This window comes from Nesterenkonia xinjiangensis (assembly GCF_013410745.1).
GTDB classification, from domain to species: domain Bacteria; phylum Actinomycetota; class Actinomycetes; order Actinomycetales; family Micrococcaceae; genus Nesterenkonia; species Nesterenkonia xinjiangensis.
In genome coordinates, this window is record NZ_JACCFY010000001.1 from 399208 (window position 1) to 414563 (window position 15356).

Annotated in this window: 11 protein-coding genes; 1 reads left to right on the top strand and 10 read right to left on the bottom strand. The window is 66.7% G+C overall.

Annotated elements, in window-relative coordinates; translation table 11 throughout:
* Positions 1 to 19 precede the first annotated feature (19 nt).
* The 9 genes from HNR09_RS01905 to HNR09_RS01945 form a co-directional block, all read right to left on the bottom strand.
* A complete protein-coding gene (locus HNR09_RS01905; RefSeq protein ID WP_179540508.1) occupies positions 20 to 1054 on the bottom strand; it encodes an ABC transporter permease in 1035 nt (344 codons plus the stop codon).
* On the bottom strand, positions 1054 to 2733 hold the full coding sequence (locus HNR09_RS01910; RefSeq protein ID WP_179540509.1) for an ABC transporter substrate-binding protein: 1680 nt from the start codon (positions 2731 to 2733) through the stop codon (positions 1054 to 1056). Before HNR09_RS01910 ends, HNR09_RS01905 begins: the two co-directional genes overlap by 1 nt.
* On the bottom strand, positions 2726 to 4444 hold the full coding sequence (locus tag HNR09_RS01915) for an ABC transporter substrate-binding protein (protein WP_179540510.1): 1719 nt from the start codon (positions 4442 to 4444) through the stop codon (positions 2726 to 2728). The genes HNR09_RS01910 and HNR09_RS01915 overlap by 8 nt, the downstream gene beginning before the upstream one ends.
* 383 nt (positions 4445 to 4827) lie before the next feature.
* The gene (locus HNR09_RS01920) at positions 4828 to 5613 is read right to left on the bottom strand and encodes a TIM barrel protein (protein ID WP_179540511.1); all 786 of its coding nucleotides are present in this window, start codon (positions 5611 to 5613) and stop codon (positions 4828 to 4830) included.
* Positions 5610 to 7580 (bottom strand): DUF2264 domain-containing protein, encoded by a 1971-nt coding sequence (locus tag HNR09_RS01925; RefSeq protein WP_179540512.1) that lies wholly within the window; start codon positions 7578 to 7580, stop codon positions 5610 to 5612. Before HNR09_RS01925 ends, HNR09_RS01920 begins: the two co-directional genes overlap by 4 nt.
* Complete coding sequence (locus tag HNR09_RS01930) at positions 7577 to 8587, bottom strand: hydroxyacid dehydrogenase (protein ID WP_179540513.1); 1011 nt, start codon at positions 8585 to 8587, stop codon at positions 7577 to 7579. Before HNR09_RS01930 ends, HNR09_RS01925 begins: the two co-directional genes overlap by 4 nt.
* A 41-nt stretch (positions 8588 to 8628) precedes the next feature.
* Positions 8629 to 9570, bottom strand: coding sequence for a carbohydrate ABC transporter permease (locus HNR09_RS01935; protein ID WP_218881860.1), 942 nt, complete (start codon positions 9568 to 9570; stop codon positions 8629 to 8631).
* A 1-nt stretch (position 9571) separates the two neighbouring features.
* The gene (locus HNR09_RS01940) at positions 9572 to 10564 is read right to left on the bottom strand and encodes a carbohydrate ABC transporter permease (protein ID WP_179540514.1); all 993 of its coding nucleotides are present in this window, start codon (positions 10562 to 10564) and stop codon (positions 9572 to 9574) included.
* The gene (locus tag HNR09_RS01945) at positions 10561 to 11892 is read right to left on the bottom strand and encodes an ABC transporter substrate-binding protein (RefSeq protein WP_179540515.1); all 1332 of its coding nucleotides are present in this window, start codon (positions 11890 to 11892) and stop codon (positions 10561 to 10563) included. The genes HNR09_RS01940 and HNR09_RS01945 overlap by 4 nt, the downstream gene beginning before the upstream one ends.
* A gap of 266 nt (positions 11893 to 12158) precedes the next feature.
* Here HNR09_RS01945 and HNR09_RS01950 point away from each other — a divergent pair, with 266 nt between their 5' ends.
* Positions 12159 to 13271 carry a substrate-binding domain-containing protein gene (locus HNR09_RS01950; RefSeq protein ID WP_218881861.1) on the top strand — a complete coding sequence of 371 codons (1113 nt, stop codon included), beginning with the start codon at positions 12159 to 12161 and terminating at the stop codon, positions 13269 to 13271.
* A 136-nt stretch (positions 13272 to 13407) separates the two neighbouring features.
* Here the strand turns inward: HNR09_RS01950 and HNR09_RS01955 are convergent, their stop codons facing one another.
* Positions 13408 to 15342: a glycoside hydrolase family 127 protein gene (locus HNR09_RS01955; RefSeq protein WP_179540516.1), complete on the bottom strand. Its 1935-nt coding sequence runs from the start codon at positions 15340 to 15342 to the stop codon at positions 13408 to 13410.
* Positions 15343 to 15356 lie beyond the last annotated feature (14 nt).

Below are 15356 nucleotides of genomic sequence, written 5' to 3' on the forward strand. Positions count from 1 at the left end.
GGGACCTCGGTATTGATGGCTACCACAGGCTGTTGCCTCCCATCTTCCGGGCGATCCCATTAGCACTCAGGATCAGGATGAGTCCGATGATGGCCTCAAACAGGCCGATGGCTGTCGCATAAGAGAAGTTCGAACTGGTGATACCCACCCGATAGACATAGGTGGCGATGATGTCCGCGGTCGAATAGATCAGCGGGTTATACAACAGCAACACCTTCTCGAAGCCCACCGCCATGAAGGTACCCACATTAAGGATCAGCAGCACCACCATCGTCGGAGCGATCCCGGGCAGGGTCACATGCCACATCTGCTTCCACCGATTAGCCCCATCGATACGTGCTGCTTCATAGAGCTGAGGATCGATAGTGGTCAGCGCGGCCAGATACAGGATCGTGCCCCACCCCACCGTCTGCCATACCTCCGAGGAGACATAGATCGTGCGGAACCATTGCGGCTGCTGCATGAACGCGACGCTCTCCGCCCCGAAGAGCCCCAGGATCTGATTGAAGGTCCCATTGAGCGAGGTCAGCTGCAGCACGATCCCGGCCACGATCACGATCGACATGAAGTGCGGCAGATACGAGATCGACTGAGCCACCCGCTTGAAAGCGTTCGAGCGCAGCTCATTGAACATCAGCGCCAGAATGATCGGCAGCGGGAAACAGATCGCCAGAGTCAGTCCACCCAGGATCACGGTGTTCCAGAAGACCCGCCAGAAGGTGGGGTCATTGATGAACATCTCGATGTAATGGAACCCGACCCACTCATCACCAAAGATGCTGGACCCAGGACGGAACCGCCGGAAAGCGATGACATTGCCCGCCATCGGCAGATAACGAAAGATCAGCAGAAACACCAGAGGCAGGACCAGCAAGCTATAAAGCCGCCAATCCTTCTTCAACGCATACCGCCAGGTATTCGTATTGTTCGTCCCGGCATACAGACTCCGACGCCGGGACCCACGCCGGGGCTCCGACACCAGATCATCGACGACGGCGGCCTCCGCCGCGCCGCGTCCCGGGAGGGTGCCGGGACCGGACTGGATGGTCGTCATCACTCGCCCTCCGCCTGCCCCTCGGCCTCGTCGAGCTCGTCGAGCATCTCCTGACCCCGCTGGTATGCCTCGTTGGCGAGCTCGACGTACTCGGTCATGTTCCGCGCCTCGAGCTCCGCCACGTAGGTGTCCCAGTCGTCCAGGTCCCGCTGGCCCAGGATGAACTGGGCTGTGGCCTGGTTGACCTGGTCCGTCAAGGAGTTCTGCCACAGCGCAGCCTGTTCCAGCTCGAGCTCGTCGAACGGGATGTTCGGCTGCAGGGGCAGCTCCTCCTTATCGGCCATCTGATCCTGCAGCTCGACGATCTCGTCGCTCATCAGCGACAGGAAGATCTCGGTGTCAGACCCGAAATTGTGCGTGAACACGCCGTTGTAGAAGCCATGATCGATGGAGAGATGCTCCTCGGCACCGGAGTTGAAACCCTTGATATCCACGTCCTCGGCCAGCTGCCGCTCACCATCGTCGTCGATCTCATAGGTCTCGCCCTCCACACCCCAGGTGGCGAAGACCAGTCCCTCGTCGGAGTAGTAGAGCCAGTCGAGGAACTGCAGCATGGCGATGAAGTCCTCACGTTCCGCCGTGTGGGCTCCGATCACCATCCCGACGTCGAAGCGACCGCCGCTGGCCACGTTGTCGCCTGCAGGCCCGGCAGGCACCCGGATCATCCGAACCTCCGCGTCGTCCTCACCGATCTCCTCGAAGGCGGTGCGCAGGGTCTCCAGCTCCTCCTCGTTGGAGGCGATCGCCGCCGACTGCCCGGAGGCGAACTTCTGCACGGCCGAGTCGTCGTCCTGGGTCAGCGACTCGGAATCCAACAGGCCGTCCTGGGTCAGTCCGGCGAAGTACTCCAGCATCTGACGGTACTCGTCAGTGGCGCCGGTGAAGACCAACTCATCAGCCTCGGCGTCGTAGTAGAGGCCGTTGCCCAGCCCCCACCCACCGGTGGTGTCGAAGTTGGGGCCGGCGAGGTTCAGGGTGGCGTTCATCTCCCACCGGTCAGACCACGGAACCATCTCCGGATGCTCGGCACGGATCTGCTCCAGCTGGCCCTGGAACTCGTCCCACGTCTCAGGATCCCCGAACCCCATGTCCTGCCAGATGTCATCCCGGATGGCCACGCTCCAGTTGTGGAACGGGTCCTCCCGCATGCCCGGCAGGATGTAGGCCCTACCGTCGTCCTGTCGCAGGTTGTCGAACTCCTCCTGCAGGTCCCACCGCTCAAGCTTGTCGGTGAAGTTCGGCATGTACTCCAGGTAGTCGCTCACGGGCAGCAGCGCCCCTCCGGAGATGTAGGGGATCTCATCCCCCGGCCACATCACGGGCACATAGTCGGGGATCTCCCCGGAACCGATGAGCACCGAGCGCCGATCCTCGAAGTCGCTCAGCGGCGCCACCACAGGATCCAGAGTGACCCCATGCTCCTCCTCCAGAAGTTCGAGGATCATCCAGTCGTCCTGCAGCGGGTAGTTGGGGTGGTCCCGATACAGCAGCGAGACGGTGATCGGCTCCTCGGCGATGAAGGTCTCACCGACGGAGTAGTCCCCCATCGCGCCCACTCCCTGGGCCTCCTCGTCGATCTCGGCCTGCTCGGAGGCTGTTCCGGAACCGCAGCCGGCCAGCAGCAGGGAGGTCACTCCCAGCACAGCGGCCGATGTTCTCCAGCGTCGCATCTCAGGCATCGTCCTCACCCTGCTCCTCGGCCTGCTCCTCGATCTGTTCCTCGATCTGTTCCTGGGCCCGCTCATAGGCCTCGTTGGCCATGTCCACCAGGCTCTGCATGTTCAGGCTCTCCAGCTCGGCCACATAGGCGTCCCAGTCGTCGACGCTGCGCTGCCCCAGGATGAACTGAGCGGTGGCCGTCTGGACGTGATCCGTCAGGCTGGTGGACCACAGGCCCAACTGCTCCAGCTCGAGATCGGTGAAGGGATACGCCGGTGTCACCGGGCGCTCCTCCTTGTGCTGCATGCTCTCCTGCCACTCGATGACATGCGGACGCAGGCCCGAGTGGACGAACTCCGTCAGCGAGCCCGCGGCATGCATGAACGGCTGGTTGTGGAACCCGTAGTCACGCAGCAGATGCTCCTCGGCATCAGGGTGGAGGCTGTTGAGGTCGATGTCCTCGCCCAGCGCGATCGCACCATCCTCATCACGCTCGTAGGTCTCGCCCTCCACTCCCCATGTGGCGAACTCGAGTCCGTCGTCCGAGTAATAGAGCCAGTCGATGAACTGCAGCAGCGCCAGGAAGTCGTCCTCGTCAGCGACCGAGTTGGAGATCATCAACCCGGAGTCGGTCCGGGCCCCGCTGTGCACGAAGTCACCGTCACGACCCCCAGGGATGGGGATGAGCCGAGCTTCGGCTCCTTCGGTGCCGAGCTCCTCGAATCCGCGGTGATAGATGGTCGTGGACTCGTCGTTGCCTCCGATGACGAAGGAGTCCCCGGCGGAGAACTTCTGCTCCGCCATCTGGTCGTCCTGGGTCATGGTCTCGGCATCCATGAGCCCTTCCTCCACCAGACCGGCGAAGAACTCCACGAGATCGCGGTACTCGTCCGAGGCACCGGCGTAGATGAACTCGTCGTTCTCATGGTCGAAGTACAGACCTTGCCCGTAGCCCCAGCCTGCCACGGTGTCGAAGTTGGCCGAGGCGATGTTCAGGGTGCTCTGCAGCTCCCACCGGTCGGACATCGGGGTCACATCCGGGTAGGCGTCCTTGACCTCGCGCAGCTGGTCGGCCAGCTCGTCCCAGGTCTCGGGGTTCTCCAGTCCCAGCTCGTCCCAGATGTCTCCGCGGACCACCATGCTGAAGATGTAGAAGGGGTCCTCGCGGAGCCCTGGGAGCATGTAGGCCTTGCCGTCCTCCTGACGCAGCGCGTCGAACTCATCCCAGAGCTCCCACTGGTCCAGCTTGTCGGTGAAGTTCGGCAGATACTCCAGGTAGTCGCTGACCGGCAGCACGGCGCCCCCGCCCAGATAGGGGACCTCCTGGCCGGGATAGGTCACCGGGACGTAGTCCGGCATCTCCCCGGCGCCGATGAGCAGGGAGCGCTGCTCCTCGAAGTCGCTCAGCGGCGCATCGACCAGGCTCAGGGAGACGTTGTGCTCTTCCTCGAGCTGCTCGAAGAACATCCAGTCCTCATCGAGGCCGTGATCGGGGTTGTTGCGGTAGAGCAGGGAGATGTCCACGGGCTCGGTGGCGACGAAGGTGTCGCCGACGCCGAAGTCCTCCATGGCGCCACGGCCGACATGGTCCTCGTCCACCTCGACGCCGTTCTCCTCAGCGCTTCCCGCTCCCCCGCAGGAGGTCAGCAGCAGGGCCCCGGTGATCGCCAGGGCTGTGGTGGTCCTCCACGGGCAGATCCCCCCGGATCGGTTGTGCGCAGCATGCCTCATGGTGCAGTTCCCTTCAGGTGCGATGGAAGGTGCGGTGCCACGGTCTTATGTTTTGTTGTGACATGAGGCACAATAAGCGGAGACCTCACACTGTGCAACAGCTCACAGTGCGGAACGAGCGATTCCACGCCCGGCGACGCGGGGCGCGGTCAGCGTGCCTGGAAACGGCCCTCGCCGGGCAAGCAGATTCGCCGGGCAAGCAGAACAGCCCCCGCCGTGACGGCAGGGGCTGCTTCTCGGGGACGTGTCGGCTGAGGGAACACGCGTGCGGAGCAGGCTCACCCCCCCCAGTATCGGCCCACGGCCCTCGGATCGGCCTGGATATCACGGCCGACGATGCCACCGTCATGTGGCTGACGGTGCGGCGGCGACCTCCTGACTCCTCACGCAGGATTCCCCCGGCGGAACCAGGAGGCGGCCGGGGGAAGCGCCTCAGCCAGCGGGGCGATCTGCGGGTGCCAGCGACGCTCCCACTCCAGGGACACCCAGCCCGTGAAATCCTGCAGCAGGCGCGCCTGCTGCAGGACGGGAACCTGCCCTTCGCCCACGACCACCGGCACCCACGTCCCGTCCCGCCAGACGGCGTCCTTGACCTGGAAGTACGCGAGGTGGTCGCCGAGCAGCTCCCTGGTCTCCTCCGGGTCCTCTCCGCTGCGCCAGGGGTGCAGACCATCCCACAGCACGGCCGCCAGGCGGGGCTCCCCGAGCTCCTGCACCAGCCGCAGGGCCTGGCGCCCCGTGGGGTGACTGTCATGGGTCTCCACCAGCAGCCGGACCCCTGCCGCGCGCAGCTGCGGAAGCACCGCGGCGATCCGGTCCTGCGCGCCCGCGTCAGCCTCGTCCTCGCCGCCGGGGAACACTCGGACAGCCTCGGCCCCGGTGACCTCGGCCAGCCGGATCAGTGCACGCAGCTCCTCCACCACCCTCGCGTCCTCACCAGGGCGGCAGACCCGCACGTACCCGGCCAGCGCGGAGATGGCGAGGCCCGCAGCTCGGACCTGCTCACCGATGCCTGCCGCCTCCGGCTCGGAGAGACCCAAATGGAGGAACTCCTCCTCATGGACACGCAGCTCCACCCCCTGCGCGTCGTTCTCGGCAGCCAGACCCAGGACATCCTCCAGGGAGGCTCCGGGGCAGCCCAGCGTGCTGAACGCGAACCTCCAGCTCACGCCGCACCCCCGGCGGTACGGGTCACGGCCACCGGGTCCAGGGACACCACCGTGTCCTGGGTGTCCCCCGCCCAGCCGAAGACGACCGAGTCTTCGGCGATCCGCAGATCACGGATGATCTCCGCCGCGTCGGAGACGGCGCCGTCGTCATGGGTCAAGGCCGCCAGTGCGACGAAGACCTGTGTGGAATCCGGCTCTGTGGCCGCACGCAGCCGCGGCACTCGTGCCGAGGCGACATGAGCGGTGCCGGTGGGGGCAGCCACCTCGTCGAGCTGCTTCCATCCGGCCAGCGGCAGCAGCACCGAACGCAGGTCGGTCTCGAGCTGAGGACCGGCGACGGCCCAGCCGGTGGACTCCACCGTGGCACCGATCGGGCAGCCGGCGACCTGATGGATACGCAGCTCATAGGCGCCTCGTGCCACCACGATGCTGTCCACGCGCAGTCCCGGCACCGCGGAGGACGCTCCTCCGCCGAAGATCGGCTTGTGCCAGGAGGCCGCCCATCCCCAGTCCCCGTATGACGCCGCGCCCAGGCTGCGGGCTCTGACTCGAGAACCGCGACGCTCGCGCCAGATGACGGCGAGATCGTTGTCCGGCTGGTTGTGCCGGGCAGTGGGGCCGGTGTGCGAGGAGTAGGACCAGCGGGCATAGAGAGGGTCCGGGGCCGCGGCGGCCTCGCCGGACTCCTCGCGCAGAGGATCGGTGCCGTGGTTGTGCATGCGGGCCACACCGTCTGCCACAGTGGACTGCAGCAGGAAGCCGGCGCTGGGCACCGCGACCACGTGGTCCTGCAGCTCTGTGGGCATCGGCTCCTCGGTGGCCGTCCATAGCGGATGGTCCGCCGGAGCCAACAGGGCGGAGAACGCCTTGGAGGCCCAATACGGTGAGGCCGGGCCCGAGTAGGGCTGCAGGCTGGCCTCATGCTCGCCGAACCAGCCTAGGCTCAGCAGCCCGTGCTCGTTGAGCGCCCCCTGGTCCAGGAAGCAGCGCAGCGTCCCGGACATGATCCGCCGGGAGGCGCCCGGGGTCAGCGGGGAGACGTCAGCCGCGGCTCCGAGCCCCACCGCCGAGGCGGCTGCGAACCGGTAGGTCATTGACCGGCCCATATAGATCGGCGCCCCGTTGGGCGCGAAGAAATGGCTGAAGGTCTCCAGGTGCTCGCTGAGCCGGTCACCGTAGATGCCGGCGATCGGCTCGGGGGCGTTACCGGATTCACGGGCGGACATGACCGCGTCCAACACCGGGTAGAGGTGCAGGGCCCAGCCGATGTAGTAGTCGATGCCGCCGCGGTCGCCGTCGGTGTACCAACCCTCTCCCTGGTACCAGCTCTCCAGCAGGTCGAGACCACGGCGCCGGATGCGGGCGGTCTCCGCATCGCCTCGTCCCACCGATTCGAGGAACCCGGCCACCGTGTAGGGGAAGAGGTACCAGTTGTTCGGCGCAGGCAGGGAGCGGAGGGAGCCGCGCAGCCAGTGCTCGATCTTCTCCTGCTGGATCTCGTTGAGCTGATCCCACAGCCAGGGCCTCGTGAGCCGCAGGCCGATGGCCACCGAGGCGGACTCCACCATGGGCTGGCCGAACACGTCGAAGTCGCGGATGATCGGCCAGGACTCGGGGTCGTCGGCCCCCGCGTTCTCGGTGCCTGCCACCACGCCCGAGGCGTAGCGGTCCACCCAGTTATGCGGGTCCGCGCCGCCGGCCCCGGCCACCCGGAACGCAGCAGCCAGGAAGGTGCGGGCGTAGCCCTCGAGCCCGTCGGAGCGCACGCCGGAGCGCGAGCTGCGGCCAGGAAGGTCCAGACGACCTCCGCGCGGCGAGGCCCAGCGCCACGCGTTGGCCACCATGCCGTCGGCGGCGGCCTCCCAATGCTCGCGTGTGAAGCCTGTGTACGGGCTCAGCGTCCGGTGTTCCGCCGGCAGAGTGAGTCCCGTGTACTGCAGGGTGTCGTGGGTGGTCGAGGTGGTCATGCGGTCAGCTCCAGAGTCTCGTGACGGACAGGGTGAAGGAGGGGTTCGCCGGCGACGGCGCGCGCCAGGTCGGCCAGGGCGGAGCGGCGCATTCGGATCAGCTCGTTGCCCTGTGAACCGGCAAGATGCGGTGTGATCAGCACGTTCTCGCATCCCCACAGGGGATGCTCCGGCGGAAGCGTCTCGGGGTCGGTGACATCGAGCACCGCACGAATACGTCCGGCCACGGCGGCCTCGGTCAGCGCGTCCTGATCCACCACCGCACCGCGAGCGGTGTTGATCAGCGTGGCTCCAGGCTTCATGGCTGCGATCAGCTCCGCACTGACCAGTCCGCGGGTGGCCGCGAGCAAGGGGGTGTGCAGGGAGACGATGTCGCTGCGTGCGAAGAGGTCCTCATTGGTGACCAGCTCCGCGCCCCACCCTGCGGCTTCGTCCGCCTCGACGTAAGGGTCCGCCACGAGCAGGTCCATGTCGTGCCACGCAAGACGCTCCAGCACCCCCCGGCCGATGAGCGAGGCGGAGAGTACCCCTACCGTGGTCCCATGGTTGCCCAGCCCCCGGGGAATCTCCCCCAGCGACGGCTGGCGACAGGTCCGGGCGTAGGCTTGGGCTCGAGGCAGCACCTTCTTGCCCTCGAGAAGGATCATCGCCAGGGTGTATTCGATGACAGGCTTGGCATTGGCCGCCGCCGCCGAGGAGACCACGATCCCGCGAGCGAAAACCTCCGGTCCCACATGCCCGCGCACCGAGCCGGCAGTATGGATGATGGCGCGCAGCTTCGGTGCCGCGGCGAGCTGTGCCTCCCCCACCGGAGGGCACCCCCACCCGGTGATGAGGACCTCGACATCGCCGAGCAGCGCCTCGGCCTCCGGGGTGCTGAAGTCGGTCAACGGCATATCGGTCAGCAACCGTGCGTGCTCGGCGATCTCCGCCCGCCCGGCCTCGCCGATGAGCGCCTCATCGGTCGCCGGGGCCATGGCCAGCAGGGCGGTCGGCGTCGTCGTCATGTTTTCCATGGTCCCGTTTCTGCGCGGAGTCTGCCCTGCGCTCATTTCACCGACCCCGCGGTCAGGCCGGCCTTCCAGAACCGCTGCAGCAGCATGAACGCCAGGATCAGGGGCAGCAGGCCCAGCAACGAGCCCGTGATGACCACCAGCTGGTACTCCGGTGAGACCGTGGCCATGGAGTTCCAGTTGTACAGGCCCAGAGCCACCGGGTAGAGCTCCTGGTCGGAGAGCATCACCATCGGCAGGAAGAAGTTGTTCCAGATGGCGGTCAGCTGGAACAGGAAGACGGTCATCACGCCGGGGGCGAGCATCTTCAGCGCCACGGTGAAGAACATCTTCACCTCTCCCGAACCGTCCATACGTGCGGCATCGAGCACCTCGTCGGGGATGTACCCCTCGGAGAAGATGCGGCCCAGGTAGACGCCGAAGGGATTGAACAGCACGGGGATGAACACCGCCCAGAACGTGTTGACCAGGCCGATCTCTGAAGCGATCAGGTACAGCGGCAGCGCCAGCACCGTCTGCGGGACCATCACGGCCAGGAGCACCAGCCCGAAGAGCTTCTCCTTGTGCCGGTAGTCGTATTTGTCGAACGCGTAGCCGGCGGCCACACTGATCAGCGAAGCAAGGATGCCGCCGAGGGCCGCATACAGGATGGTGTTGAGATACCAACGGGCGTAGAGCCCTCCATCGGTGGCGAACAGCTCCCGAATATTGTCGAAGAGGGCGAACTCGCGGAGGCTGAACACCTGTGCCGAGGAGAGCGCGTCCGCATCGGAGGCGGCGGCGAAGAACAGCCAGGCCACCGGGGCCAAGGTGTAGATGACGAACACGCCCAGGACCAGGTAGACCACCGGCCGCCCCAGCAGGAACGGGCGGCGTGGCCTCGTCGTCATCGGCGCGGATCCTCCCGCGCCGGAGCTGGAGCGCTCAGCAGGGGCTTCTTGCCCGCTGCGAAGCGGATCAGTGATGGTGGTGCTCATGTCAACGTCCTTCCTGCCGCTGGAGCCGATTCGACAGCTTGGTCAGCCCGAAGGACAGTGCCATGGTCGCCACCATGAGCACGACGGCGGCAGCTGCGGCCAGACCGTAGTTGTTGCGGGTGAAGGCGGCGTCATAGATGTACATCGACGGGGAGAACCGAGAATTGATGGCCGGCGTCGACTGGCTCAGCAGCATCGGCTCGGTGAACAGCTGCAGGGTCCAGATCATGGCGAAGAGCAGCACCATCACCAGTGAGGACGTGATCATCGGCAGCTTCACCAGGGTGGCGATGCGCACCGGACCGGCGCCGTCCATGCGGGCGGCCTCCAGCACCTCCCCGGGGACCGCCTGCAGGGCGGCGTAGAAGATCACGGAGAAGTAGCCCAGCGAGGACCACACCGCGATGTTGATGATCGAGGGGACCACCATGTTCACGCCCAGGAAGTTGATCTCCAGATCCAATCGGGACAGCGCCTCCGTGACCGGGCTGATGCCGGGGGTGTAGAGGTAGAGCCAGATGATGGCGGCGATGATGCCGGGCACGGCATGGGGCAGGAAGAGACCCAGCTGGATCACCGAGCGCAGCCGGGAGATCCCAGAGTCCAACAGCAGCGCCAGCAGCAGGGCGCCCACAGCGACCACTGGAATGTAGACCACGCAGAAGAGCAGGATCAGCCCCAGCGATCCCATGAAGGTGGGGTCGGAGAACACCGCCACGTAGCTGCGCAGCCCCACGAAGGTCTGTTCAGGGGCGCCGAAGCCGAGCCCCGTGTTGTCCTGGGAGAAGAAGCTCATGTAGAGCGCCATGGCCAACGGGGCGACGAACACCCCCGCCATGAGCAGGAAGAACGGGGCCATCAGCATCCCGGAGGCGCGCAGCTTCTGCCTGCGCCCCGGGGACCCTGCGGGGAGATGTCCTCCCGCCGGCCCTGTGGACCGCGACGGGTCAGGCGGGGCCGGCGCCGTCGTCGGGCGGTGGTCTGTCACACTCATCCTGTCACCTCTCTGACCGACAGTCCCAGGGCGCGCAGGTCGGGCACGGTGCCGGCCTGGGAGGCACGCACCGCATCCAGCAGGGTGTCCTCACCGGCGGGGACACGGGCGAAATTGTCCTGCATCACCTGCAGGGTGGATGTCATGCGTGGCCCCCAATTCCAGTCGTCGCGCACTTTGGGCGCCTCCTGGGCGAAAAGGCTGTAGATGTCCTGGCCGCCGTAGTAGGACTCGTCGAAGGCCTCACGTGCCACCTCCACCAGCTCTTCGACCACCGGGAACATGCTCGAGGTCCCGGCAGAGAGGCGCGCGGCCATGGAGTCTGGGTGGCTCACCTGCCACCGGATGAACTCCAGGGCGGCCTCGGGCTCGCGGCTGTCTCCGGTCAGGGCGAAGGTCGATCCGCCATGGTCGCCCAGAGATGCTTCGCCCTGGGACCACTGCGGCAGCGGGGCTATCCGCCAGAGTCCGGCCTGGCCGGGCCGTGCGCCCATCTGGGCACCGGCGTCCCAGGCGCCGGAGAGCCGGGTGAGGATCCGGTCGGAGCTGAGCAGCGCATCGAACTCCTGGCCGTCCGGCATGATGCGGACGATGTCCTCATCGATCATGGACTGCCAGAACTGGGCGACCCTGCGAGTCTCCTCGTCGGCCATCTCGACGTGCCACGCGTCGTCACGGGTGTCGAACCACCGACCTCCGGCCTGCTGGCTGTAACCGGCGAAGTAGGTGCCGCCGTTCGTCGGGAAGATGGCGATGCGTCTGCCGTCGCGCTCGTCGCGGATGCGCCGGCCCAGTTCAGCGAACTCGTCCCAGGTGGCGGGGATCCCGTATCCGCGGTCCGTGAAGATGTCGTCGCGGTAGTGCATCACCAGCGGCTCCAGGTCGTTGGGGACGGCGTAGATCCCGTCCCCGTACGTGGTGCGGGCCAGCGCCGCAGGCAGCAGCTGGTCGTGGAAATCCGGGCTCATCATCGAGCTGATGTCCTGGGCGATGCCGTCCACCACGAACTCGGGCACCTGGGGGTACTCAAGGGTGACCACGTCCGGAGCGTTGCCAGCACGGGAGGCATTGCGCAGGATCGCGTACCCGCCCTCGCCTCCGGTGGGTATCTGGTTGAAGACGACCTCGATGTCATCGTGGGTGTCGTTGAAGGCCTGGACCACCTCGTGACTGCCGCGCAGCGAGGACCAGAAGGTCACCTGCGTCTTCCCTCCGGGGCGCGGACGGGTGCCGGATGTTCCTCCCGGGCCGCAGGCGGTGAGACCGCCCAGCAGCGGCAGGGCCAGCCCCATGCTCAGCAGGCTCCGGCGGTTGACGGCCTCTGACATGTCGACCTCCACATCCTTTCCCCATCATGTGATGCCTGACACAGCGGACGGTGATAAGTATCATTATCGATCTCATATCAGTCAAACGATCAAACGATCTCTTATGGAAACATGAGCCCCCAGGCTGTCCTCGTAGATGGCGAGTGATTCTGCTCGTGCGCGTCGACCGGCACCTCCCCTCAGTCGCCGAACCTGCGATGGGGAGGGCACGCCTGATCGCACCTATACTTCACTCAAACGATCATCCATGCACAGAAGGAGCCGAGGTGCGAGAGTCTGCGGAGGATCGACGTCAGAGGATTCTGGAGATCATCGACCACCGTGATGAGGTCAAGGTCGCGCATCTGGCAGCCCTGCTGGGAGTCTCCATGGTGACCGTCCGGCGGGACCTGGAGGCCCTGACCCGTCAGGGCGCGGTGGTGAGGCTGCACGGGAAGGTGACCGCACCGCGGCGCACCACCGGAGAACCGGCAGCTGCCGACGGCGCGGCGGGGACGGTGTCGATCATCTCCCCGGAGAGGCATCCCTACCTGAACGAAGTGGTGCAGAGCGCACGACAGTCCCTGCAGCATGCCGGATATCGCGTGGTGCTGCATCTCACCCCGAACGAGCGCACCCCCGCGGACCACCAGTGGCGGCATCTGATCGACGACGAATCCGACGGGCTGCTGCTGGCCCCGCGGTGGCGCTCGGCGGAGGTGATGCAGGCAGAGGCACAGGCACTGAAGGACGTGGCGCTCCCCACGGTGCTCATGGAGCGCCGGCCGCCCCGAGGTCCGGCATGGCAGCACTTGGACGCAGTCTCCAGCGACCATGAGCACGGGGTCTCCCTGGCGGTGGAGCACCTGGTGGACCTGGGGCACCGCAGGATCCTGCTGGCGACCCGGCAGGACTCCCCCACGGCGCGCGCCGTGAGCACGGCCTTCGCCTCAGTCGCCGCCGCGCACCCTCAGGTGGAGCACCACATGAGCGTGCTCAGCTCCCCCGATGCTGCCGGAGAGGACCATGGCGCGGTGGTAGGAGCAGTTCAGGTGGCCTACCCGGACCACGACGACCCGTCATGGCTGCCCCGGCTGCTGAAGGATCAGGGATTCACCGCCGCACTGATCCACAGCGACGAGAACGCCTTGGTGCTTGCCCATCGCCTCACCGCAGCAGGGCTATCCCTGCCGGAGGACTGCGCGGTGGTGGCCTATGACGACGTCGTCGCCGGACTGGGCTCCGTGCCGCTGACGGCAGTCGCTCCGCCGAAGGCGGCGGTGGGCCAGGTGGCGGCACAGCTGCTCATCGAACGCATCCGCACCCAGCGCAAGGAGCAGTCATGGACCCCGCGCCGCATCGAGCTGCTGCCGACTCTCGAGGTCCGCGACTCCACCTGACGGCCAGCCACCGGCCCGACGATCCCGCTGAGCACGCCGTTCAGCACCTCCGGACCGCCTCTGGATTGGTGTGGACGTCGCGGCGCACCTCGGCGGCGAGCACATCATGCGTCCGACGAGCTCACCGGCTGGTGCCCTACTGGATCGCGGCGGGGACCTCCGGAATCCAGACTCGCATGGTGGAGGGGCCCCGATTGGCCCTGCGGTGATAGGGAATCATGGGCACATGAGCCAGCGGCGTCTCGTCATCGGGCTCCTGGGGGCGCCGCGCGGGGAAGGGCCACTGCGATTCGGAGTTCCGGTGCCGGCGCACCGGCAGCATGACCTGCCCCTCGGTGAGGGTCAGGGGGTGGCGCGGATCGGCACGGACCGTCGCAACATCGGCGTCCGCTGCCTCGACGGCGTCCGGAGCCGCTGCCGCAACGTCCGGCGACTCCAGCGCCATGACCAGAGGCCCGCACTCGACGGCGACGTGGCCGCGCACCGCATCCACGCGCGGATCCGCCCACGACCACCGCGGGGCCACCGGCAGATCCAGGGTCACGGTTTCGCCGGCGCGCAGAGGTCGGGGCAGCTCAAACATGCCGGGTTCGACCATCTGAGGAGCTTCTCCCGTGATCCAGGCCCTGGCACCGTCGGCCCAGCTCGGGATGCGCATGCTCAGCGTCCACGCCTGAGGGGCCTGTTCCACCCGCACCTGGATGTTCCCGTGGTGGGGGTAGTCGGTCTCCACCAGCAGCCGGAGGGGTTCTCCGTGCAGCTCCGTGGTGATCGTTCCCTGCGCGTACTGGTGGATCTGGAGGCCCTGGTCATCCGCCGTGGCGACGTAGGCGGCCAGGGAGGCCAGCGTGCGGGTGAGGTTGGTGGGACAGCACGACACGTCGAACCAGGGGGCTCGCATGCCGGAGGCCGCACGCGGGCTGGCCTCGCCTGCTGGAGGCCGCCTGCCTGCCTCGCGCTGGTGCAGGGTGTTGGTGTAGAAGAAGCTGTGCCCGTCCTCGGCCACTGCTGCAGCCACCACATTGAACAGGGTGCGCTCCACCGCATCGGCGTGCAACGGGTCTCCGGTCGCCAGCAGCAGCCTGTGGTTGAGCTGGACCGAGGCGATCCCGGCGCAGGTCTCTGAATAGGACCTGTCGGGGGGCAGCGCGAAGTCGGCCCCGAAGGACTCGCCCTCATGCTGTGCTCCCATCCCTCCGGTGATGTAGGTGCGTCGGGCGAGGGTGCGCCGGACCTGCTGCGCCGCGGCGGTGAGCAGTCCATCGTCATCGGTGTCCATGGCCACGTCCACAGCTCCGGCGGAGAGATAGAGGGCCCGCACTGCATGACCGCGCAGGATCTCGGCTGCGCGTACGGGGGTGTCATCCTGGAAATACTCCTGGCCGAGGAAGATCTTGCCCAGGTTTCCGTGGCCGCGCCGCTCCACGAACTTCTTGGCCTGCTGGAGGTACTTCGGCCGACCGGTGGCCCGGGCGAGCTCGGCCAGCGCGGTTTCGATCTCCGGGTGTCCGCAGACGCGGGTGTCACCCTCATCGCCGAACTCCCTGCAGACGTGGTCTGCTGCGGCAACTGCGGTGCGCACCAAGAGGTCCTCGCCATAGGTGCGCAGTCGTGCCACACCTGCCTGGATCAGGTGCCCATAGCAGTAGAGCTCGTGGCCCCATTCCAGGTCCGAGTATCTCGGCCGTTGCCCTGGACGGCCGAAGGCCGTGCTCAGGTAGCCGTCGGCCTCCTGAGCAGAGGCCACTCGCCGGCTCAACCTGGCGAATCGTTCTTCCATCTCCGGGTTCGGACGGCGCCCCAGCTCCCAGGCCATACCTTCGAGCAGCTTGTAGACCTCCGAATCGGCGAACTCTCGGCCGCTGCGGCCCTCGGGAAGACCCCCTGTCACGGCCAGGTCGAAGTTCCCCGCCCACCCCAGGCGCTCCAGCCAGTGCTCCACATGCGGAATGATCTCCTCCGCGTTCAGCTGCTGGCGGTCCCCCCAGAACCCGGGGTCAAGCGTCACCTCGTGGATGCCGAGGGGTCGCAGCCGGGGATGATCGGGCATGACAGGTGTTGGGGTGCTCATGGTGAAGGCTCCTT